The sequence below is a fragment of the Comamonas koreensis genome (assembly GCF_021026195.1).
Taxonomy (GTDB): domain Bacteria; phylum Pseudomonadota; class Gammaproteobacteria; order Burkholderiales; family Burkholderiaceae_C; genus Comamonas; species Comamonas koreensis.
In genome coordinates this window covers 489,945-512,633 of the sequence record NZ_JAJNCT010000009.1, presented here as the reverse complement: position 1 = coordinate 512,633, position 22,689 = coordinate 489,945, and the positions used below count along the sequence as shown (strand labels likewise).

Sequence of the window (22,689 nt, the reverse complement as noted above, 5' to 3'; positions counted from 1 at the left end):
CTTAGATCAGCCTGGTGGCATCAAGCACGTAGCTGCTGCGTTTCAAAACGTGATGTTATAACATCAAATGAAAACAGCAATATGTAAACGCAGCCAAGCCCGGCACCAACGGCCAGGCAATAACGGGAAGCCATTCGCGGGAGCGAAGAGGAAAAATAGGCGGTTAAACGCGCTCAGGCCGCCGGTGCGGCAGCGCAGCGGCTGCAGGTTCCATGCATCTCGACATGGGTGCTGCTGGGTTTGAAGCCATTGGCCTTGGACCAGGTCTTGAGGCGCCGCTCCACCGCAGGCTCCAGGAACTCATCGACCTGGCCGCAGCTATCGCAGATGGCAAACACCACCAGGCCATGGTCATGGCCATCGGCATGGGTATGGGCACAGACCACAAAGGAGTTGAGGCTCTCGACCCGATGCACCAGCCCATATTCGATCAGCTTGTCCAGCGCGCGGTACACCTGCTGGGGCGCACGCAGGCCCTCGTCACGCAGCTGGTCGAGCAAGGCATAGGCGCTGGCCGGATTGGCCTCACGCGCAAGCGCTTGCAGCACCAGGGCTTGGTGCTTGGTCAACTCGGGCAGGGGCGTTTTGGCGGCTGTGGACATGGTGACAACAAAGACAGAGGCCAGAGTTTATCCGGTCTGCCGTGCGGACGCTGCCAGCGGGGGCTCCGCTGCGGCGGCGCTCTCCTGCTCCTGCGCGGCTTGCACAAACCAGTGCTGCACCGCCTGCCAATGCGCATCGCCGTACAGGCGCCTGAAGCGCTGCGTCTCTTCCAGCCCCGGATTGCGCCATACCGCCAGGCGTTGCGCGATGAAGTCTGCGCTCAAGGGGATGCCGCATTCGACGGTGATGCAGTGCCGCCACTGCGCGTAAGTCTTTGGAATCATCAGTGTCCTTTCCACATCTCGGCAGCCGCCATCCTCCCGGTTCCCAGCGAACGCTTGAGAAAAACCAGCTTTAATTTGTTATGTTATAACATATCTCATCTTCAACACATGCACCACCCAGCGCTGGCCTGGGCATGCAGCAAGCCACCCGAGCCAGCGCCAACCCCGCATTCCACGATGACTTCCACCACCCTCTCCTCCCCACTGGCAACGACGCGCCCAGCCAAACTCCCCGTCACCGTGCTCTCCGGATTCCTGGGTGCCGGTAAAACCACCCTCCTCAATCACATCCTGAACAACCGCGAAGGCCGGCGCGTGGCGGTCATCGTCAATGACATGTCCGAGGTCAATATCGACGCAGCCCTGGTGCGCCAGGGCGGGGCCGAGCTGTCGCGCACCGATGAGAAGCTGGTGGAGATGAGCAATGGCTGCATCTGCTGCACTTTGCGCGAGGATTTGCTGGTGGAAGTCAGCCGCCTGGCCAGCGAAGGCCGCTTTGACCAGCTGGTGATCGAATCCACCGGCATCTCCGAGCCATTGCCGGTGGCCGAGACCTTTACCTTTGCCGGCGAGGACGGCCGCAGCCTGGGCGATGTGGCGCAGCTGGACACGATGGTCACGGTGGTCGATGCCTTCAACTTCTTGCGCGACTACAGCTCACGCGACCAGCTGCGGGCACGCGGCCAATCGCTGGGGGACGAGGACCAGCGCACCGTTGTGGACCTGCTGGTCGAGCAGATCGAGTTTTGCGATGTGATCGTGCTCAACAAGGCTGATCTGGTGTCTGACGCCGAGCGCGAGCAGCTGATGGGCATCTTGCGTGGCCTGAACCGCCGCGCCCGCATTGTGCTAGCCGAGTTTGGCCAGGTGCCGCTGCACAAGGTGCTGCAAACAGGTTTGTTCGATTTCGAGCAGGCATCCCAGGCTCCGGGCTGGCTGCAGGAGCTGCGTGGCAGCCACCAGCCCGAGACGGAGGCCTATGGCATCGGCAGCTTTGTCTACCGCGCACGCCGCCCTTTCCACCCCGAGCGCTTTTATGCGCTGATCAACCAGGAATGGCCGGGTGTTGTGCGCTCCAAAGGCTTTTTCTGGCTGGCCAGCCACCCTACGCTGGCAGGCCAGTGGTCACAAGCCGGTGCGGTAGCGCGCCACAGCGCGGCCGGCTACTGGTGGGCCGCCGTGCCCGAAGAACGCTGGCCGCAGGACGAAGAAGCGCTGGCCCTGATCCGCAAAGCCTGGGACGACCGCGTAGGCGATGCCCGCCAGGAGCTGGTGTTGATCGGCATGGACATGGACGAGCCCGCCCTGCGCGCGCAGCTGGACAGCTGCTTGCTCAGCGATGCAGAGATGGCGCAGGGGCCCACGGTATGGACGGGGTGGCGGCATTCGTTTGTGGATTGGCCCGATAGCAAGATCTAACAGGCACCCACAAGCGCGAAGACCTTTGCAGCCTTACAGCGCCTTGTAAACCGCCAGGGTCTCCGCAGCGCAGCGCTGCCAGGAGTAGTTGGCCGCACGCTCCAAGCCCTTGGCACTGGCATCGCGCAGCCATGCCTCGTCTCCAAGATGGCGTTGCAGACCGCGCAGAATGTCGTCCACGTCCAGCGGGTTGACCAACGCCGCTGCGCCGTCCGCCACCTCGGGCATGCAGGAGGCGTCGGAGGTCAGCACCGGCGTGCCGCTGGCCATCGCCTCCACAATCGGCAGGCCAAAGCCTTCATAGAGCGAGGGGTAGGCGAACAGGCGTGCGCCCGCATAGAGCATGGGCAGGTCGGCCTGGTCCACATAGGACAGGTAGTGCAGCCAGCCCTCGTTGGCCGCCTGCTCCATGCGGCGGTGTATGTCTTCGGATTTCCAGCCCTTGCCGCCTGCCAGCACGAGAGGGCAGGCCTTTCGCAAGGCCGGGTCCAGCTGCGCGTAGGCTTGCAGCAGCCGGCCGATGTTTTTGCGGGGCTCAATGGTGCCGACATACAGCGCGTAGCTGCGCGGCTGCAGCCCATGCTTGGCCAGCACCGGGGCCAGTTCGGCATCGCTGCGCGGGTGGTAGGCGGCATCCATGCCAAGGCCAATGGCTGTGACCTTGTCCGCCGACCAGCCAAAGTGCTGGATGAATTCCTGGCGCACCGTTTCCGTATCGGTGATCACATGCTCGGTGTGCCTGAGGCTGCTGCCAAAGGCCATGTTCATGAATTCCACCCGCGCCTGCGGATGGAACTCGGGGTAGAACACATGCGAGAGGTCATGCACGGTATTGACCGTGCGGCCCGGGAAAGGCGGCACCAGGTAGTTGGGGGAGTGGAAGATGGCCTGCCCTTCCCCGCGTACCCGCCAGCGTGAGATGGCAGGCATCAGCGATTGGTAGACCCGCACTGCTGCGCGGTTGGCCGACAAGGTGCTACGCAGACGCGTGAACAAGCTTGGCGCAGTGTTGGGGGTGCTTTGCACACCAGGCGCCGCGTCGGCGGGGCTTGGACCCTGCCCACCGAGCGCCGCCAACGGATCTGCCACCCAATGGCCATGGGAGAAGTAGCGCAAACGGTCCACATCAGGGTGCTGGCGCAGCTGGCTGGCCAGTTCGTAGCTGTAACGCCCGATGCCGGTCAATGGCGCATGGAGCGCATCAGCGCCCAAGATGATGTCTAAACCCATAAGGTCCTTCAAGCCCGCAGCATCCAGCGCAGGGTGTCTTCCAGTTGGTAGCTGCGCCACTCACCGATGGCCTGCTCCAGCGCTGTGGTGTCAGCACGCAAGATGCGCACCTCGTTGGCACGTACAAAGGCCGGATTCACCCGTACCTCCATCGTGTGGCCGCTGATCTGCTGCACCTGTGCCAATACGTCGCGCAGCGACCAGGTGCAGCCCGAGCCGACATTGAACACCCCACCCACTGCAATCCCCTGCGCGGCGCTATCCAGCAAGCGCACATAGGCGGCCGCCACATCGCGCACGTCTGAAAAATCGCGGTCCACATCCAGGTTGCCCAGCTCGATCACGTCGGCCTTGCGCAGCGCATGGTCCACGATCTTGGGGATCAGAAACTGCGGCGACTGGCCCAGGCCCGTGTAATTGAACGGCCGCACCAGCACCACCGGCAGCTGCGGCAGCCACAGCCGCGCCATGTATTCCATCGCGAGCTTGCTCACGGCGTAATCATTGGCGGGGTTGGCAGTGGTGCCCTCGGGCAAGGCACCTTCGTGGCTGTTGCCGTAGATGTTGGCACTGCTGGCCAGCAACACGCACTGCGGCTTGACAGGCAAAGTGCCCAAGGCCTGCAGCAGGTGGCGGGTGCCCACCACATTGACGCGGTAGAAATCATCCGCCGAGCCGTGGCCTACAAAAGCAATCGCTGCCAAATGCACGACCGCCTGCGGGCTGATCTGGTGAACGGCGCTTTGCAGCGCTGCCTCGTCAAGCAAGTCCGCCTGCAGGCACTGCGCTGCTGGAATCAGCCCAGCGCCATCGGAGGCGGAGCGATCGAGCGACCAGACATCCCAGCCAGCAGCGCGCAGCAAGGGCACCAGATGCTGACCGGTAAAGCCTTGCGCACCTGTCAGCAGCACCCGCTTTTGCGCTGCTGCACCCACTGCATTGGCAGCGGCGTTCATCAGAACGAGAACCCGGCCTGGTTGCGGCGCATGTCGGCCTCAACCATCATCTGGCAGAGCTGCTCCAGGGAGGTATGCGGCTCCCAGCCCAGCTTGGACTTGGCCTTGGCGGGGTCGCCAATCAGCAGCTCCACCTCCGCTGGGCGGTAGAACTTGGGATTGACGCGCATCACCGTCTTGCCGGTGGCAGTATCAATGGCGGTCTCATCCTCAGCCTTGCCTTGGAAATCCACATCCATGCCGGCGCCCTTGAAGGCCATGCGCACAAAGTCGCGCACGGTCTCGGTGCGGTTGGTGGCCAGTACAAAGGTATCGGGCTCGTCGGCCTGCAGCATGCGCCACATGCCTTCCACATATTCCTTGGCAAAACCCCAGTCGCGCTTGGCGTCGATATTGCCCAGCTCCATCACACCCAGCTTGCCCAGCTTGATCTTGGCAACGCTGTCAGTGATCTTGCGGGTGACGAACTCACGGCCGCGCAGCGGGCTTTCGTGGTTGAACAAAATTCCGCTGGAACCAAAGATGCCATAGCTTTCACGGTAGTTCACCGTCATCCAGTGTGCATACAGCTTGGCGACACCATAGGGGCTGCGCGGATAGAAGGGCGTGTCTTCCTTCTGGGGCACCGCTTGCACCTTGCCGAACATCTCCGAGGTGCTGGCCTGGTAGAAGCGCACCTTCGGATTGACGATACGGATGGCTTCCAACAGGTTCACGGCGCCCAGGCCGGTGATTTCTGCCGTGGTCACGGGCTGCTCAAACGACACCCCGACAAAGCTTTGCGCGGCCAGGTTGTACACCTCGGTAGCTTCTGTGGTCTGCAACAGGCGAATGCTGGACGACAGATCGGTAAGGTCGTACTCGACCAGGTGCAGGTTGGGGTGGTTCTGGATGCCCAGCTCTTCTATGCGCCAGAAATTGACCGAGCTGGTGCGGCGGAAGGTGGCGTAAACGGTGTAGCCCTTGGAGAGCAGGAGTTCGGCCAGGTAGGCCCCGTCTTGGCCGGTGATACCGGTGATGATGGCTTTTTTCATTTGATGTACATAAATAGTATTTTCTGATGATGCGAAAGCATACATCAGGATGGCAAGATTTCAGAAATCTCAATCAATTCTGCAGCTTTCGCATGCGCGTGCTGCAAAGTCTTCATAGCACCCCAATTAAAATATACCCATTATCCATTCCCACTAATCGAAGGAGCTTGCTGAGAAAAATAGGAAATATCACCCATGATTCCTTCACTCCTATCCGCAACAAATTCAACCACAACACCCCAAAAACCAAGATTTTTATGCCAAGCCATCGCTAGTTAGCAGCAGCCCGCCAGGCATTCTCAAATACTAACTCCTGGTAGAAATACGCTGCAGTAGCTGCGCTGCACTTTGCCCCCAGGTCTGCCACGGCATATGCTTGGAATTTTTATCCTGGCGATCCTCGAATGAAGCTACCCAATTGCTGATCACTGATTCCAGCCCAGCTACGGAATTAAAATAAGTCGCGTAGTCACCTGCCACCTCGCGAAACACGGGAATATCGCGAGCAATGATAGGCAGATCAATTTGAGCAGCCTCAATCAAAGGCAACCCGAACCCCTCGCCATAAGAAGCAGCGATCAAACAGTCTGATTGCGCATATACTTTTGCAAGATATTCATCACTTATTCCCTGCAGCCAAAACAGCCTCTCACCGAGCTGGGAATGCGCCTGTAAGTCGTTGACCAGTTTTTCTACCTTCCAGCCCTGTTTACCGACCAACACCAAGTTAAAGTCTGCCGAACAGTTCCATAAGGCGTTGGCTGCGTCCAAAACCTGAGCGTGGCCTTTGCGCGGCTCCACCGTTCCCACCATCAGGAAGGTGGGACGCATGGAAAGTTTATCGAGTGTCACCACTGCATCTTCAGGCAGTCCTTGGCTGGGTGTTGAACTTTCGATGTCCGCGCCCATATGAAACCAGTCAATCTGCGGTAGATTTGCTGCTCGTTTTTGACACCAGGCTTTGAACTCATCTGCCACAGATTGAGATATACAAATTACCCCATCAGTCTGCGCAGCCACGCTTACCCAACGGGAATGGTTTGCTTCAGCATCTTCGGGAAAGAACTGCGGCATGGTGATGGGCAGCAGGTCATACAGAACAAAGCGCACATCGACGCCGTGATTACGCAAAGTCTGGTAGAAAGGCGACTGATAGATTTGCACCTGCGGCTGCATATCTAGTGCCAAGAATATATCGCCAGGGGCATAATCGATGGCGGCATCCGGATCCGCAGCATTCGCAGCTGGCGCGCCCATAAAGTTCTGAACAAACCGATCAGCGTAGCGATAACCTGGTTTATCTGTCGTCGCGTAAACAGCGCGGACTTCGTAAGCTTCCGGCGGGTGCGAAAGCCATTCATGGAGAATACTGCGAACTACACGTTGAATCCCGGTTCGGGCGTCGCGCTGCACCAGCTCTGAGATATCGACCAATAACTGCGGTTTGGCAGCTCTGTGGTTACGCGCAATGGCCTGCGACAGGCCCATCAAGTCCAGGCTTGCATCTTCCGCCGCCATCTGCGCAATGGCGGGCAGCAGATCCGGCCGAACAGATGCCTCTGTCACGGTCGCCTTTGAGACCAAGTCCTCCAGCGCTGCAATGGTTCGGAGCGCCGAGTTATCCCAGGAGAACTGGGTTGCCTGTCTTAAAGCGTGCGCCCGAAGCTCCTGGTGGAAGTCTGCATCGGTCAACGCTTCGGCCATCTTCTGCGCTATGTCTGCGGGATCATACGGATCAAAGAGCGCTCGCTCCCATCCTATGACCTCGGGAACACTGGTAGTGTTGGCCCCAATGGTGGCTGCACCACAGGACATGGCCTCCAGTGCCGGCAAGCCAAAGCCTTCATGCCAGGACGGAAACACATAGAGGGCACATTGGCAGTACAACTGGACCAAGTCGTCATCGCTGATGCGCCCTGTGATCACCACCTCATCCTGGGCCAATCCGCAGTCGCGCACATGGGCCTCCAGTTGCTCACGATGATCCGCAGGAAGTCCACCGGCCAGTACCAGTTGATGCGCATGGCGCAAGTCCGTTGGGAGCTGCGCAAAGGCGCTGATGAGACCACGGTGGTTCTTACGCTCATCCGTTGCACCGGAATACATCACAAAGGGTTTACGAATACCCAAGCGTCTTTGCAAATCACGTGTTTGCTCGGCTGAATAGCTAACCGGCATGAAGCACGGGTCTACAGCCGAGGAAATGTTGATGACCCGATGAGAGTCGGCCTGAAGGTAAGTGACGGCTTCTTGCCTTGCAGATTCAGATATAGCCAGCAGCAGATCCGCATTTTTCGCTTGCGCAGTGCAGGCCAGATAATGATCGCGATAGACAGGATTGTTGTCGAGATACGCTGCCGCCTGGATCAAAGGGATTGCATCGTAGAACGTGATCGCCACAAGGCATTCTGCCCGTTCATGGACACTGTGCACAGAGTTATCGCCAAAGCCGTCGTAGAGACTGGTAATGTGCACTACATCAGGCTGAATCTGGCTGATAGCATCTTCTCTGATAATGGCTGCAATACGCCGGCGCACTGCATTTTCTGGCGCGTTGCTATTCACTGGCGCGAGGGCCTGCCAGACATGGATATGGTTTGCTGGAATCCAGGCTTTAAACGCATCGCGTATGGGCCGAATCGTTTCAGCCAGCATGCCATTGAGCAACAGATGAATCTCATGTTCACCCTTGTTTTTAGCCATCGCCAAGGCCAGCGCAAGCGTGTACCGGCCTATCCCTCTGTGCCGACTCGCAGACTGCGCTCCCTGAAGATCAATCAAGATTCTCATGGTCTTAGCCTCTCAGACGAGCAATTTCTTGCTCCAATGCAGTGTGCACTTGCTTTGCGCGGGGTGAGAGATCGGCAATGGTGGGGTGATCGGCACTCATCTCGCTGACAGACACAGGTTCGCACAGCAGACCTCTTGAGATAGCCTTGTTACGCAAATGCGCATGTAGCCAAGGCAACTGGCTGATGGCTCGGTTTATCCACTCGCTGAGACGAGGATATTGCAAGACTTTGTCCATCATGAAAGTCATGGGCGAAGCAACAAAGGCGCCCATGCCCCGCAACGGCGCTGTCACCTTCCAAGACGCGCTATGGAGCAAGGCGTCCCGCGCCGCTTGGGTCGCAGCCAATTCAGCGTGCAAGGACTGCAGCTCACTTCGGAAGGCTGATAGCTCACCTCGCAGCAGTTGCAAGTCACGCTGCAATACTCCCACATTGCCTTGGAACAGCTGAATATCACCGCGCGTGCTTGCCAACGCTGCCTCTGTGGCAAGACTCTTCAAACGCGTCTCGTGGTGTGCCGCCATTAACTCGTTCTGACGCTGGTCGAAGCGACGGGCTAGGCTGGGCAAATCAACGCCCCTTTGCACGTTGAAAATGCTATCGAATGATGCCATGACCTCCCGGGTCGCTGATTTCTGCGCCACCACCCCATAGTCTGGACTGACATGGTTGAGCACATCCATCAGGGAAATATCAGAGCGCGAGTGTATGTCATCGGGCTCTTGCAATCTCAGCGTACTCACACGCGCAAAACCGTGGTGGCTGGGTAGAAATTCCAGCAGCAGCGGAGGGATGGGGCGTTGGTGCGTCGGATCCAGATAGAAATTGGCCGTCCCTACCACCACATTTTCAGGATTAGGGGTTTCAAGGATGAGCAAGCCTCCTGGCTTAAGAACGCGCAGTGCCTCTCCAACCAGTTTATCGAGCAATTCAAAAGGAATATGTTCAGCAACATGAAACCCCGACACGACGGCCAATGACGAGTCAGGCTGCGCACTCAGGTAATCGAGGGCATCGCTTTGAGTGACCGACAAGCCGCGCTCAATGCATGCCTGTAGCATGCCCTCATCCAGATCTACCCCACGGGCTTCAAAGCCATGTGATTGAGAAAGCTGCAGCCATTCGCCTCGACCGCATCCAAGGTCTAGCACCCTGGCGGGTGTATACAAAGCCAGCAGCGGACTAATGTATGGAATATATACCTTCAACCGCTCCAGAATGAGTTCGCGAGAACCCCTGTGGCGATCTTCGAAAGCGCGGTAAAAATTATCGGAGCTCATGCAATACACTTTGCTTCTGGAGGTATCCAGCAATTACCCTCGAATGGCGTCCGATTGATATTCAGCACATTGAACACTAGTGCAAGATCACGCCATTCATAGTTGGCGGCCAAATGGGTGTCTGACTTATGCAAGGCGGTTGCAATGGAATATGATCCAGCGCCAAGATTTGCGGGAAATGTGAACTGCACACGAACACAGCCATCTCGCACATGGGCATCCAAATTTAAACCCAGGTGGTGCGTGTTGGTACCAAAGATAGTTTGACCAAGCCGGTCTTTGATGGAGTAACCAAGTACCAGGCCTGGAAGGATTGCACCCAACTCAATATCTATCTGCAGATGAACTTGCTGGCCAACGTTGATGATTTCAACGGCTTCGCCTGCCTCATTGACCAAGGCAATATTCTTGACCTTCGCTTCACCTGTACCTGATGTGGTTTGGCTTCTCCCATCCGCCAACTGGACGACCTGCACAGTTTGGTTCTCACGCTCGGCTATCAATGCATTGTAAAAATCCATCACCGCCTCGGGATTGTCGTCCTTCACGACAACGCCTCGCTCGAGCAGCAAGGCTCGGCTGCATAAACCCTGTATAGCTGCACGGTCGTGCGACACAATCAACAGTGCACTGCCCTGGTCCCGAAACGCGCGGATACGGTCAAAGCTCTTGTGCTGAAAATAGGCATCCCCTACCGAGAGGGCTTCGTCCACAATCAGCAAATCTGGACGCACCGCCGTTGCCACACTGAACGCCAGCCGCATCTGCATGCCACTGGAGTACAGGCGGACAGGCCGGTCAATGTATTCACCAATTTCTGCAAATGCCTCAATCGCAGGCATGTGCTCGTCGATCTCAGCCTGGCTCAGGCCTAGTAACTGGCCAGCCATGAAGACATTCTGCCGCCCAGTGAAATCCGGGTGGAAACCCATGCCAAGCTCAAGCAGCGCAGCCACGCGGCCACTGCGCTGCACCCCACCAGTGGTGGGCTGGGTGGTGCCGGTGATGATCTTGAGAAGCGTGCTTTTGCCGGCGCCGTTGACGCCGATAATGCCAACGGCTTCGCCAGGTTTGACGCTGAAGTCAATATCTTTCAGCACCCAGGTTTTCTCATGGGTGGTTCGGCCTGACGCCCACTCCCATGCACGTACCCATTTATTGGGGTAGCGCTTATAGGCCTTGCCCACATGGCTGACAGTCAAGACATTCGTCATAGTTCATCTACCAACTCACCCACGCGAGCACTGAAAAACCACGCAGCCAAGGCCAGCAGCCCCAAGGAAATCAGCAAGAGATTGAGCAATGGTGCCCAGGTAGGCCAATTTTGGGTCAGGAATATTTGCTGGTAGTTCTGCACCAGGGGCGTCATGGGGTTCATTTGCATGATGGGGCGCGCCTTTTCTGGCAAGGCCCCCAACGTGTAGACGATGGGCGTCAGCCAGAACCAAAACTGCAACACCACACCGGTGAGCTGCCCCACGTCTCTAAAAAAAACGTTCAGAGTCCCCAGCAATACGCCAAGTCCAACCGCAAAACAGGTTTGCAACAACAGCAGTGGCAGCATGGCCAGCAAGGGCAGTCCTGGCCAATGGCCGATCAATGCCAGAAAGACCAGATAGATAGCCATCACGATGGCGAAGTTAAGGAAGGCCGAGACCACCACAATAATGGGCAGGCAAACACGAGGAAAGTTCGACTTTTTGATGAGATTGCCGTTGTCGATGAACACCCCGTTCAGCCGCGACACCACCTCAGAGAAGAAATTCCAGCTGATGACCCCCGCACACAGATAGATGGGGAATGCAAAAGGCGTCTTTTCATAGCCAGGCAAGGTCGGGCGCATCAGCTGGCCCATGACCAAGGTGTAGATCAGGATCATGGCCAAGGGATTGGCCACTGCCCAGAACGCGCCAAACAGTGACTCTCGGTACTTGCCATGGAACTCGCGCATCACGCTGCTCCATACAAAGCCCCGGTACGCCCATAGTGAGCGCATCATCAGAAAACCCGGCACAGTCATTTACCGCTCAGCGCTTCAGGCGCACGCCCGTAGGTATCTTCAAACCGGACGATATCGTCCTCACCCAGATAGCTGCCCGATTGCACCTCGATAATCTCGAGTGGCACCTTGCCGGGGTTGGCCAGACGGTGGACGTGGCCCAGCGGGATAAACGTGGATTCGTTTTCACCGAGCAGGAAGATCTGATCTCCGTTCGTTACTTCGGCGGTGCCCTTGACCACAATCCAGTGCTCGGCACGGTGGTGGTGCATCTGCAGGCTCAGCTGCGCGCCTGGGTTGACCACAATGCGCTTGACCTGGAAGCGGCTGCCGCTGTCGATGCTGTCGTACCAACCCCAGGGGCGGTGCACCTTGCGGTGGGCCGAGGCCATGCTGCGGTTCTGGGCCTTGAGCTGGGCCACCACTTTCTTCACATCCTGGGTGCGCGATTTATCGGCAACAAGCACCGCATCGGCCGTCTCCACCACCACCACGTTGTCCAGGCCTACCGCTGCGATCAGGCGGCTTTCCGAGAACAGCAGGCTGTTTCTGGTATCAATGGCCAGGGTTTCGCCAGTACCGGCATTGCCTTGTCCGTCGCGTGGCAGCACGTCCCACAGGGCATCCCAGGCACCCAGATCAGACCAGCCGGCATCGAGCGGTACCACGCGTGCGGGTACGCCCAACTCAGGGCGAACCGGCAACTTCTCCATCACTGCGTAGTCGATGGAATCTGCGGGGCAGGCGCCAAACAGCTCGCCATGGGGGCGGATAAAGTCCATATCGCGGCTGCTCTGCGCCATGGCCTGCTCACAGGCTTGCAGCATCGCTGGCTGCAGCGCAGCCATGGCCTTGAGCCACTGGTCGGCGCGCACCATGAACAAACCACTGTTCCACAGGTATTGACCACTGCGCAGATACTGCTCAGCGACTTCCAGCGAAGGTTTTTCTGCGAAGCTCTCGATGGCAAAGGCTCCGTGGCTATCAGCAGCGCCTTTCTGGATATAGCCATAACCCGTCTCCGGCCGGTCGGCCACAATGCCAAAGGTAACCATAGCGCCTTCGCTGGCCAGCGGCCAGGCCGCTTCCACAGCACGGTGCAATTGCTCGGGCCGCGTCATCACATGGTCAGCGGGCATGGCCAGCAATACCGCATCGGCCTCTGCCGCCAAGGCGGCCAGGGTCAGTGCCGGGGCGGTGTTTCTACCGGTAGGTTCCAGCACCAGCTTGGCATCGGCAATGCCCTGCTCTTGCAGTTGCTGCGCAGCCAAAAAGCGGTGGTCGGCATTGCAGACCAGCACGGGGCTGGTTTGCGCGATGCTGGGATGCACGCCGTGCAGGCGCACTGCCGTGTTCTGCAGCATGGACTGGCCATCGTCCTGCAAGCTCAAAAATTGCTTGGGATAGTGCTCACGCGACAAAGGCCACAGGCGGGTTCCACTGCCACCACACAGAATGACGGGCGTTAGTTTTGGCATTCGAATCAATCTCGATAAATAAGGAGTTGCAGCGGCGCTTTAGCGCTTGTCGTTAGGGGCCTGCTGGTTCTTCAGCTGCAGCAGCGCCAAACTTTGGTTGAGGCGCCGCACCTGCCGCTCGATGCGGGTGTTGACCATGTCCGCATGCAACGCCTTGATGAACAGGACGCCAACAGCGCAGACCAACAGCAAGGTGGGTGAATAACGGATGCCCAGGCCATCGGCAAAGTGGTCAAGCAGACGCGGCCACACGCCCAGCAGCACGGCCAGCAGCGCGACGGCCATCCAGAAGAGGCCTAGGCGCAAATACAGCCTGTCGCCCCGGATCAGGAACAGAATCACAGCGGCGAAAAGCACACCCAGGACTGTGGTTGTAATTTGATAATTGGCCATTCCAACCTTGATTCACAGGAACATGGCATGAGGCCAACATAAGGCCAAAGCGAAGCATGTCCCTTTGCGGCGTGTTTACTGCCAGAAACAGAAAATTCTTTTACCCCGTTCAAATAGCTTATTTGAACAGCCGCATGATTCTACTGTGCATGGCCGCAACGGATTGCTGCCAAATGTCACTACAAGCCCTTTGCACAGTGGATAAACACCTCCACCTTCCCCCTGGCTGCCGCCTGGGTTCGGCGACTACCGCATAAAACCCCAGTACCCGCCGCCACGGCCAATCCGTGCCACACTTCCCGCCTATGTCTAGTTCCGAATGGGCCCGCAGCGCTGTTTCCGCCTTCGATCGCATGGTCAATGTCGAGGGCGGCTTTCGCTCGCGACCCGGCCAGCGGCTTATGGCCGAAAAAGTGGCCGAGACCTTTGCGGCAGCCCAGTTGGGCAAGCTCGAAGAAGACGAAGAGCCGCAGCGCGCCATTGCGGTGATTCAGGCCGGCACGGGGGTTGGAAAATCGCTGGCCTATGCGGTGCCAGCCATTGCGATGGCGTTGGAGCGCGGTACCCGGGTGCTGATCTCGACGGCCACGGTGGCGCTGCAGGAGCAGCTGGTGAACAAGGATTTGCCGGCACTGGCCCAGCAGATGGACCAGCCTTTCAAATATGCGCTGGCCAAGGGCCGGGGCCGCTATGTCTGCAAGCTCAAGCTGGAGCGCCTGGCCAGTGTGGCCCAGGGCGAGGTCACGGACGGCGGCGAGCCCATCGACGACGATTTCTTTCCCGAAGAAGCCGCGCAGGCGCGCCAATCGCAACGCAGCCCGCAAGAGAATGCCGCGCGCCTGCAGTTCTACACCAGCATGGCCGATGCGCTGACCACCCGGGGCTGGGATGGCGACCGCGACAGCCTGGACACCCCGCCCGAGCCCGAGGTCTGGAGCCCGGTCGCCGCCGAAGGCAGTTCCTGCACCGGCAAGCACTGCCCGGTGTTTGGCAGCTGCACCTATTACGAAAAGCGCAAGGACCTGGTCCAGGCCCAGGTGCTGGTGGCCAACCATGATCTGCTGCTGTCCACCTTGGGCGCACGCCTGCTGCCCGAGCTGGACAACTGCCTGCTGATCCTGGACGAGGCCCACCACCTGCCCGGCACCGCGCTGTCGCAGTTCGCCTGCGAGATGAACCTGAGCCAGCTCACCTGGATCGACAAGCTCGCCAGCCGCGCGCAGCGCGTGGGCGCCTTGGTGGAGGTCAGCGAGATTGCCGACATCCCGCGCCATTCCGCCCAGCTGCGCCAGCATTTGCAGGATTGCGCAAGGCTGTTGATGGACGAGTACGGCGAAGGCATGCGCCAGCAGCTGCAATCAGGCGGCCGGGGCCCTGCCCGCGTGCGCCTGCCGCGTGGCGAACTGCCGCCCGCACTGGTCGAGCCGCTGGCCCAGGCCGCGCACCACGCCAGCGCGTTTCTGGATGTGCTGCAGGCCATCTCCAAGGCCCTGCGCTCGCAGATGCGCGACCGGCCCGATGAGGCCAAGCGCCTGTCCACCCTGTATGCCCAGGTGGGCAGCCTGGCCCCGCGCCTGGAGGCTGTGCATGACACCACCCAGCTGCTGCTGCAGGATGCGCCCCAGGGCAGCGTGCCGGCGGCCAAGTGGTTCACCCTGGATGTCGTGGGCGATTTTGTGGCGATCAAGGCCTATGCCAGCCCGGTGATCCCCGGCTCCACCCTGCGCCACCATCTCTGGAGCCAGGTGCGCGGCGCCGTGCTCACCTCGGCCACGCTCACCAGCGGTGGCCAATTCGATTTCTTCTTGCGCGAATCGGGCCTCTACAACGACCCGGCCGTCTCCACCCTGGAGGTCGCCAGCCCCTTCAACTATGCCGAGCAAGGCAGCCTGGTCGTCACCGAAACCCAGGCCGACCCGCGCACGCCCCAGCAGTTCACCAGCGAGATGGTGGACGCGCTGCTCGAAGACCTGGCCCAGGTGCAGTCGGGCGGCCTGGTGCTGTTCACCTCGCGCGAGCAGATGCGCCTGGCGGTCGATGCGCTGCCCACGGCCATGCGCCAGCACGTGCTGGTGCAAAACACCTTGCCGCGGAGCCAGCTGCTGCACCAGCACCGCGAGCGCGTGGCCGCCGGCCTGCCCAGCATCATCTTTGGCATGCAAAGCTTTGGTGAGGGGCTGGACCTGCCCGGCGCGCTGTGCGAATCGCTGTTCATCACCAAGCTGCCTTTTGCGCCGCCCGATGACCCCGTCGACGAGGCCCGCGCCGAATGGCTGAAAAACTCGGGCCGCGACCCCTTCAGCGAAATCGTCGTGCCCGCCACCGCCATCCGCCTGGCCCAGTGGGTGGGCCGTGCGATCCGCACCGAGGTGGACCAGGCCCATGTCTACTGCTACGACAAGCGCCTGGTGCGCACCGGCTATGGCCAGCGGCTGCTGGCCAGCCTGCCGCCCTTTACCTTGCACCGCCGCATGGCCAACACCTAAGGTTTATCAGTCCTTGGCGGGTGCCTCGCCCGGGCTGCGCAGGTGCACGCCCTCCAGCGAGGGGGGTACCAGCGCCGGCAAGGGCGAGGCCACCGGCGCCCCAAAGCCTTCGCCGTTTTGCCAGTCGCGCAAAAAGCCTTCGATCTCTTCCTGGGTCTGGCCGACAAAGTTCCACCAGATCATCACGCCGCCTTCATAGGGCGTGCCGCCCAGCAGAATGCAGCGGCTGCCGGCGCCGCATTGCAGATCCAGGCTCGTCTGCCCATCGGGCAAGTAGACCAGCTCATTGCCCGGGGCCGGCTCGCCGTTGACCTGCAGATCGCCGTACAGGCAGAGCACCGCATACTCAAAATCGGGCCGCAGTGCCAAGGTGGCGCTCGTGGCCTGCGCCGCTTCCATGTCGACGGCCACCAGCGGGCTGTGCACTTCGGTGGGCGCCTGTTGGCCCAGCCAGTCGCCGGCCAGCACCGTCATCTGTATGCCCTGCTGCTGCAGCCGGGGCAGCTGCGGGTAATGCTGGAAGCGCGGCGGCATAAAGCGCTGGTCCTTGGGCAGCGCAATCCACAGCTGCACCGCATGAAAGTCCGGCTTGCCCAGGCTTTCTTCCGAATGCGCAATGCCCTTGCCGGCAGTCATCAGGTTGACCTGGCCGGGGCGGATCGGCTGCTCGCTGCCCAGACTGTCGCGGTGCAGGATCTCGCCCTCGATCATCCAGGTAAAGGTCTGAAGACAGGTGTGCGGGTGCGGCCCCACCTGCATGCCAGGGCCGCTCTCAAAGTGCGAGGGGCCCGCGTGGTCCAGAAAACACCAGGCGCCCACCATGCGCCGCCCGCGCTGCGGCAGGGCGCGCAGCACCGGCACGCCGCCCACATCGGCCATGCGTCCGGGATAGTGTCTCAATACTTTGGTATCCATATTCAAGCTCCTCTATAGGCGTGCAAAGCACGCGCAAGCCTCGACGAAACAGACCTACACATAAATGCCTTCGGTGTATGGTACAAACAAGTGGTGCGGCGGTGATGACCAGAGAGGGCTTCGCTGCCACATATTCCAACGTGTTAGCGCCCGGCAGCAGCTGGCGCGACGACAGGCTCCCAGGGATTCGCTCTGGCAGCCGGTGCAACTCTCAGATTTGCCAGGTCGTGCTGGCGGCTTCCATGACTCCAGCTTTGCAGCTTAGCCTGCGAGGCTGGAATTCGGTGCCCCCTCATTGAAAGGAGACAACCAATGACGACTCAACACTCCCACAACTACCCCGAGAACTTCAAGGCTCGCGTGGTAGGTATCGTTCAGCACCGCATCGGGGACGGTCAGCTGGAAACCATTCCCACCCCCATGGAAGTCGATGTCTCGACGGCCATTGCCAGCTTTGTGCTGTCCTGGACCATCGAAGGCCAGCCAGTGACCGTGTCGCTGGCCAAGCCCGACTTTGATTACCACATCGACCACAACAATATCGTTGTGCAATAAGAGCGACGACCACGGCCTTTAAAACCTTGCTACAGAGCCGTTAGTTTCATTAACCGCTTTGTACATCGTCTCAAGGTTGTGAGTGTCACTCTGAACGTTTTCAAGCGCTGAAAAGCGCTTTCAGCGGCACGCCGCTTTGTACGGCCTGCGCGCCGTCTCGGGTATCCGGCCAGCCTCAAGCCAGCGCCGTGGTTACCCGCACCTCACCCACCAACAACTTGTGCACCGGGCAGGCTTCTGCAATCTGCTTGAGCCGGCTGCGCTGCTCTTCGCTCAAATCACCTTCCAGCTGAATGCTGCGCACGATGTCGTTGCCCGAGGCGGCACTGCCATCGGGGTTCAGCGCCAGCTCCACCTTCACGCCCGTCAGCGGCCAGGCCTTGCGCTGTGCATACATCTGCACCGTAATCGTCGTGCAGGCACCCAGGGCCGACAGCAGCAGCTGCATGGGGCTGGGGGCCGTATCGCCACCGCCAACGGCCTGCGGCTCATCACCATGCCACGCATGGCCTTGGGGGTTGTGCAGATCCACACGGTAGTTGCTCTTCGTGCTCTGTGCCTGGGCTTGTGCCTGCTGCGCCATATCGGTACATCTCCTGGTTTGATAAGGCAATATAGGCCTTTCTGCCCAGGCATGGTTGCCAACGGGCACAAAAAAACCAGCGCCGTTGCCGGTGCTGGTTCTGTGTGTCGCATGCCCTGGGCCACTGCCCGGGCACAGACCGCGCAAAGCGCTTACTTGGCGGTAACGACGCGCACCATTTCCAGGCTCTTGTTCGAGTAGCCCCACTCGTTGTCGTACCAGGAGACGACCTTCACAAAGGTCTTGTCCAGTGCAATACCGGCTTCGGCGTCGAACACCGAGGTGCAGGTCTCGCCACGGAAGTCGGTGGCCACCACCTTGTCTTCGGTGTAACCCAGCACGCCCTTCAAGGCGCCTTGCGACTGGGCCTTCATTTCGGCGCAGATCTCTTCGTAGGTCGCTTCGCTGTTCAGTTCCACGGTCAGGTCGACCACGGACACGTCAGACGTGGGCACGCGGAAGGACATGCCGGTCAGCTTCTTGTTCAGCTCAGGAATCACCACGCCCACGGCCTTGGCAGCGCCGGTGCTCGAGGGGATGATGTTTTCCAGAATGCCACGGCCGCCGCGCCAGTCCTTGTTCGACGGGCCGTCCACGGTCTTTTGCGTCGCAGTCGCTGCGTGCACCGTGGTCATCAGGCCGCGCTTGATGCCCCACTTGTCGTTCAGCACCTTGGCCACGGGTGCCAGGCAGTTGGTGGTGCAGGATGCGTTGGAGATGATGGCTTGACCGGCGTAGGTCTTGCAGTTCACGCCAAACACGAACATGGGGGTGTCGTCCTTCGAGGGGGCCGACAGGATCACCTTCTTGGCGCCCGCATCGATGTGCTTTTGTGCCGTTTCCTTGGTCAGGAACAGACCGGTGGATTCGATCACCACGTCGGCGCCGACTTCGTTCCACTTCAGGTTGGCAGGGTCGCGCTCTTGCGTCAGGCGGATCTTCTTGCCGTTGACGATCAGCGTGTTGCCTTCGACGGCAATCGTGCCCTGGAAGCGGCCGTGCACGCTGTCGTACTGCAGCATGTAGGCCAGGTAGTCAGGCTCGAGCAGGTCGTTGATCGCAACGATTTCGATATCGGAAAAATTCTGCACCGCAGAGCGCAGCACATTGCGGCCGATACGGCCAAAGCCGTTGATGCCTACCTTGATTGCCATAGTGATCTCCAAGTAATGAAATGCCGCATGCCCCCGGCCAGGGCCACGCTCGCTGCCGCTGGCGCCACGTTGCCGGATGGGCCAGACCTGCCAATCCGCCGACATGGGCACGCTGCAAAGTGCGGTGCGGAGACGGGGCGGTCTGATTTTGCCGCGTATTGTAGAGAACACTGGCTGGGCCATGGAATAGTGGGCCATTGCCCGCTCCCGGCCAGCTATCGCCTGCGTGACTGCCGGCACGCAACAGCTATGGGCGGCCCGCGCCCCAGGCTGTGCAACAATCCTGGGCAGCACGGGGGCCTCCCGCCACCGTCATCCATAGCCTGCAGCAACACCGCCCCAGATGGTGGGCCGCCTCACAAACGCCATGAGTCTGTCGCACCCCTCTTCGCCCTCCAGCCTGCGCACGGCAGTCATCATTCCCTGCTACAAGGTGACGCGCCACATCCTGGCGGTGATTGCCGAGATTGGCCCCGAGGTCGATGGCATCTACATCGTCGACGACTGCTGCCCCGACGGCAGCGGCCGCTTTGTGCAGGAACACTGTCAGGCCCCCCGCGTGCGCGTGCTGTTCAACGAGGTCAACCTGGGCGTGGGCGGCGCGGTGATGGCTGGCTACCGCGCAGCGATTGCAGACGGCTATGGCGTACTCGTCAAGATCGATGGCGACGGGCAGATGGACCCCACCCTGGTGCCGCGTTTTGTGGCCCCCATTGCCAGTGGCCGCGCTGACTACACCAAGGGCAACCGGTTTTTCAACCTGGAAAAGATCACCCGCATGCCGCGCATCCGCATCTTTGGCAATGCGGTGCTGTCGTTCATGACCAAGTTCTCCACCGGCTACTGGAGCAGCTTTGACCCCACCAATGGCTTTACCGCCATTGCCGCCAGCACGGCCGCACAGTTGCCGCTGCACAAGATCAGCCAGCGCTATTTTTTCGAGACCGACATGCTGTTCCGGCTGAACACGGTGCGCGCAGTGGTCCTGGACATCCCCATCGATTCGCGCTACGAGGACGAGGTCAGCAACCTCAAGATCCACAAGGTACTGACCGAATTCATGGCCGGTCACCTGCGCAATTTCTGCAAGCGCATTTTCTACAACTACTATCTGCGAGGCATGTCGGTGGCCTCGCTGGAGCTGCCACTGGGCCTGGCGCTGATCAGCTGGGGCACCGTGTTTGGCCTGTTCCACTGGGTGCAGTCCATCGTCTCCAACGTCGCCACCACGGCCGGTACCGTCATGGTCAGTGCGCTGCCCATCATCCTGGGCGTGCAGCTGGTGCTGGCCTTTATCGCGTTCGATGTGGCCTCCGAGCCCACGCAATCGCACCGCCATGATGGCGAGGGTCTGCCCCGATAGGCGCTGTCCCGTCACCGGCACCCACCCACATCACAGGCGCCCATGAAAAAACGCAGCCTGCAGGCCCTGCGGCCCGCATCCCTGCGTTATGGGTTGCTGAGGCAGTGCGCGTTTAAGCCTTTTGCAGTGCCACTTCCACCGTGTTGGCCACGTTGTCGGCGGTAAAGCCAAAGTGCTCGAACAGCACGCCAGCAGGGGCCGATTCGCCAAAGGTATCAATACCTACCACGGCAGCGCAGCCGTACTTCCACCAGAAGTCGGTCACACCCATCTCGACGGCCACGCGCGGCAGGCCGGCGGGCAGCACGCTGCGCTTGTAGGCCACATCTTCGCGGTCGAAGGTGGTCGTGCTGGGCATGGAGACCACACGCACGGCAATCTTGCGCTCAGCCAGCAGACGCTGGGCCTTCAGCGCCAGCTGCACTTCGGAGCCGGTGGCGATGATGACGGCTTGCGCCTTCTTGTTCAGGCCGATGTCCGATGGCTCGGACAGCACATAGGCACCACGGCTGATGTTGCCGATGGCATCACCATTCTTGGGCGCGTAGGGCAGGTTCTGGCGCGACAGCAACAGCGCCGTAGGCTTGTTGCGGTTGCTCAGTGCCACGCTCCAGGCCACGGTGGTTTCAGCGGTATCGGCAGGGCGCCACACATCCAGGTTGGGGATCAGGCGCAGGCTGGCAGCGTGCTCGATCGACTGGTGGGTGGGGCCGTCTTCGCCCAGACCGATGGAGTCATGGGTGAACACATGCACCACGCGGCGCTTCATCAGCGCAGCCATGCGGATGGCATTGCGGCTGTAGTCGCTGAAGGTCAGGAAGGTGCCGCCGTAGGGGATGAAGCCGCCGTGCAGCGCCACACCGTTCATGATGGCGGCCATGCCGAACTCGCGCACACCGTAGTTGATGTGGCGGCCGATCTTGCCGTCTTCGGTCTTGACCACAGCACCGCTGTCGTCCACGCGGAAGGCGGGGGTCGACTTGGTGTTGGTCAGGTTGGAGCCGGTCAGGTCGGCCGAGCCGCCCAGCAGCTCAGGCAGCGCAGCGGTGAAGTCTTCCAGTGCCAGCTGGCTGGCCTTGCGGCTGGCCACGGTCTCGCCCTTGGTGTGGGCCTGGGCCACGGCTTCCACAGCCACTTGGGCAAACTGCTTGGGCAGGTCGCCAGCCATGCGGCGCTTCATCTCAGCGGCCAGCTCGGGGAAGGCCTTGGCGTATTCGGCAAACTGCGCATCCCAGGTGGATTCGGCCTTGGCGCCAAAGGTCTTGTGGTCCCAGGCTTCGTAGACATCGGCAGGGATCTCGAACGGTGCCGAGTTCCAGCCGAGCGCTGCGCGGGTCAGGCCGATTTCTTCGGCACCCAGCGGCTCGCCGTGGGCCTTGCTGGTGTCCTGGCGGTTGGGGCTGCCCTTGCCGATGGACGTCTTGCAGATGATGAAAGTCGGCTTGTCTGCGACCTTCTTGGCCTTGGCAATCGCATCGCTCACGGCCTTGGGGTCATGGCCGTCGATCGGGCCGATTACGTTCCAGCCGTAGGCTTCGAAACGCTGGGCGCTGTTGTCCACAAACCAGGGCTGCACCTTGCCGTCGATCGAGATGCCGTTGTCGTCGTACAGCGCGATCAGCTTGTTCAGCTTCCAGGCGCCAGCCAGCGCGCAGGCTTCATGGCTGATGCCTTCCATCAGGCAGCCATCGCCCAGGAACACATAGGTGTGGTGGTCCACCACATCGTGGCCGGGGCGGTTGAATTCAGCCGCCAGCAGCTTTTCTGCCAGCGCAAAGCCCACCGCATTGGTGATGCCCTGGCCCAGCGGGCCGGTGGTCGTCTCGATGCCGGGGGTGATGTCCACTTCGGGGTGGCCGGGGGTCTTGCTGTGCAGCTGGCGGAAGTTCTTCAGCTCGCTGATCGGCAGGTCGTAGCCAGTCAGGTGCAGCAGCGCATAGATCAGCATGGAGCCGTGGCCGTTCGACAGGATGAAACGGTCGCGGTTGATCCACTGGGGGTTGAGCGGGTTGTGCTTGAGGTGCTTGCTCCACAAGGCCACTGCCATATCGGCCATGCCCATCGGCGCGCCAGGGTGGCCCGAATTGGCTTGTTGAACGGCATCCATTGCGAGTGCGCGGATCGCATTCGCCATATTCTGATTGTTGACCATGGGAGTGGAGGAG

19 protein-coding genes are annotated in these 22,689 nt (G+C 60.4%); 4 read left to right on the top strand and 15 right to left on the bottom strand.

The window, feature by feature from the left end:
• Nucleotides 1–173 precede the first annotated feature (173 nt).
• Nucleotides 174–602 (bottom strand): Fur family transcriptional regulator, encoded by a 429-nt coding sequence (locus LPW39_RS10175; RefSeq protein WP_230774201.1) that lies wholly within the window; start codon nt 600–602, stop codon nt 174–176.
• Nucleotides 603–629: 27 nt separating this feature from the next.
• A complete protein-coding gene (locus LPW39_RS10170; protein WP_230774199.1) occupies nt 630–887 on the bottom strand; it encodes a hypothetical protein in 258 nt (85 codons plus the stop codon).
• Nucleotides 888–1,064: 177 nt separating this feature from the next.
• Between LPW39_RS10170 and zigA the strand changes: the two genes are divergently transcribed.
• Nucleotides 1,065–2,306: a zinc metallochaperone GTPase ZigA gene (gene zigA, locus LPW39_RS10165; protein ID WP_230774197.1), complete on the top strand. Its 1,242-nt coding sequence runs from the start codon at nt 1,065–1,067 to the stop codon at nt 2,304–2,306.
• Nucleotides 2,307–2,339: 33 nt separating this feature from the next.
• Here the strand turns inward: zigA and LPW39_RS10160 are convergent, their stop codons facing one another.
• The 9 genes from LPW39_RS10160 to LPW39_RS10120 all read right to left on the bottom strand — a co-directional run bounded on the left by LPW39_RS10160 (nt 2,340) and on the right by LPW39_RS10120 (nt 13,432).
• Nucleotides 2,340–3,536, bottom strand: a complete 1,197-nt coding sequence (locus LPW39_RS10160) for a glycosyltransferase family 4 protein (RefSeq protein WP_230774192.1) — start codon at nt 3,534–3,536, stop codon at nt 2,340–2,342.
• 8 nt (nt 3,537–3,544) lie between these two features.
• Nucleotides 3,545–4,492, bottom strand: a complete 948-nt coding sequence (locus LPW39_RS10155; RefSeq protein ID WP_230774190.1) for a GDP-mannose 4,6-dehydratase — start codon at nt 4,490–4,492, stop codon at nt 3,545–3,547.
• Complete coding sequence (gene gmd / locus LPW39_RS10150) at nt 4,492–5,526, bottom strand: GDP-mannose 4,6-dehydratase (RefSeq protein ID WP_230774189.1); 1,035 nt, start codon at nt 5,524–5,526, stop codon at nt 4,492–4,494. The genes LPW39_RS10155 and gmd overlap by 1 nt, the downstream gene beginning before the upstream one ends.
• A 306-nt stretch (nt 5,527–5,832) precedes the next feature.
• Nucleotides 5,833–8,316 carry a glycosyltransferase family 4 protein gene (locus LPW39_RS10145; protein WP_230774187.1) on the bottom strand — a complete coding sequence of 828 codons (2,484 nt, stop codon included), beginning with the start codon at nt 8,314–8,316 and terminating at the stop codon, nt 5,833–5,835.
• A 4-nt stretch (nt 8,317–8,320) separates the two neighbouring features.
• Entirely contained in the window at nt 8,321–9,598 is a 1,278-nt protein-coding gene (locus LPW39_RS10140; protein ID WP_230774185.1) for a class I SAM-dependent methyltransferase, read from the bottom strand.
• On the bottom strand, nt 9,595–10,812 hold the full coding sequence (locus tag LPW39_RS10135; RefSeq protein ID WP_230774184.1) for an ABC transporter ATP-binding protein: 1,218 nt from the start codon (nt 10,810–10,812) through the stop codon (nt 9,595–9,597). The genes LPW39_RS10140 and LPW39_RS10135 overlap by 4 nt, the downstream gene beginning before the upstream one ends.
• Nucleotides 10,809–11,594: an ABC transporter permease gene (locus tag LPW39_RS10130; RefSeq protein WP_330166607.1), complete on the bottom strand. Its 786-nt coding sequence runs from the start codon at nt 11,592–11,594 to the stop codon at nt 10,809–10,811. The genes LPW39_RS10135 and LPW39_RS10130 overlap by 4 nt, the downstream gene beginning before the upstream one ends.
• A gap of 20 nt (nt 11,595–11,614) precedes the next feature.
• Entirely contained in the window at nt 11,615–13,075 is a 1,461-nt protein-coding gene (locus tag LPW39_RS10125) for a mannose-1-phosphate guanylyltransferase/mannose-6-phosphate isomerase (RefSeq protein WP_230774181.1), read from the bottom strand.
• Nucleotides 13,076–13,114: 39 nt separating this feature from the next.
• Entirely contained in the window at nt 13,115–13,432 is a 318-nt protein-coding gene (locus tag LPW39_RS10120) for a DUF2304 domain-containing protein (RefSeq protein WP_330166603.1), read from the bottom strand.
• A 341-nt stretch (nt 13,433–13,773) separates the two neighbouring features.
• Between LPW39_RS10120 and dinG the strand changes: the two genes are divergently transcribed.
• Complete coding sequence (dinG, locus tag LPW39_RS10115; RefSeq protein ID WP_230774178.1) at nt 13,774–15,954, top strand: ATP-dependent DNA helicase DinG; 2,181 nt, start codon at nt 13,774–13,776, stop codon at nt 15,952–15,954.
• A gap of 6 nt (nt 15,955–15,960) precedes the next feature.
• Here dinG and LPW39_RS10110 read toward each other — a convergent pair whose 3' ends face one another.
• Nucleotides 15,961–16,869 carry a pirin family protein gene (locus tag LPW39_RS10110; RefSeq protein WP_230774177.1) on the bottom strand — a complete coding sequence of 303 codons (909 nt, stop codon included), beginning with the start codon at nt 16,867–16,869 and terminating at the stop codon, nt 15,961–15,963.
• Between the two features lie 312 nt (nt 16,870–17,181).
• Here LPW39_RS10110 and LPW39_RS10105 point away from each other — a divergent pair, with 312 nt between their 5' ends.
• On the top strand, nt 17,182–17,424 hold the full coding sequence (locus tag LPW39_RS10105) for a hypothetical protein (protein ID WP_133858177.1): 243 nt from the start codon (nt 17,182–17,184) through the stop codon (nt 17,422–17,424).
• A 175-nt stretch (nt 17,425–17,599) separates the two neighbouring features.
• Here LPW39_RS10105 and LPW39_RS10100 read toward each other — a convergent pair whose 3' ends face one another.
• Nucleotides 17,600–18,007 carry an OsmC family protein gene (locus tag LPW39_RS10100; protein WP_230774175.1) on the bottom strand — a complete coding sequence of 136 codons (408 nt, stop codon included), beginning with the start codon at nt 18,005–18,007 and terminating at the stop codon, nt 17,600–17,602.
• 152 nt (nt 18,008–18,159) lie between these two features.
• On the bottom strand, nt 18,160–19,161 hold the full coding sequence (gap, locus tag LPW39_RS10095) for a type I glyceraldehyde-3-phosphate dehydrogenase (protein WP_230774173.1): 1,002 nt from the start codon (nt 19,159–19,161) through the stop codon (nt 18,160–18,162).
• 367 nt (nt 19,162–19,528) lie between these two features.
• Here gap and LPW39_RS10090 point away from each other — a divergent pair, with 367 nt between their 5' ends.
• The gene (locus tag LPW39_RS10090) at nt 19,529–20,524 is read left to right on the top strand and encodes a glycosyltransferase family 2 protein (RefSeq protein WP_230774167.1); all 996 of its coding nucleotides are present in this window, start codon (nt 19,529–19,531) and stop codon (nt 20,522–20,524) included.
• 112 nt (nt 20,525–20,636) lie between these two features.
• Here LPW39_RS10090 and tkt read toward each other — a convergent pair whose 3' ends face one another.
• A complete protein-coding gene (tkt, locus tag LPW39_RS10085) occupies nt 20,637–22,676 on the bottom strand; it encodes a transketolase (protein WP_230774166.1) in 2,040 nt (679 codons plus the stop codon).
• Between the last annotated feature and the right edge of the window lie 13 nt (nt 22,677–22,689).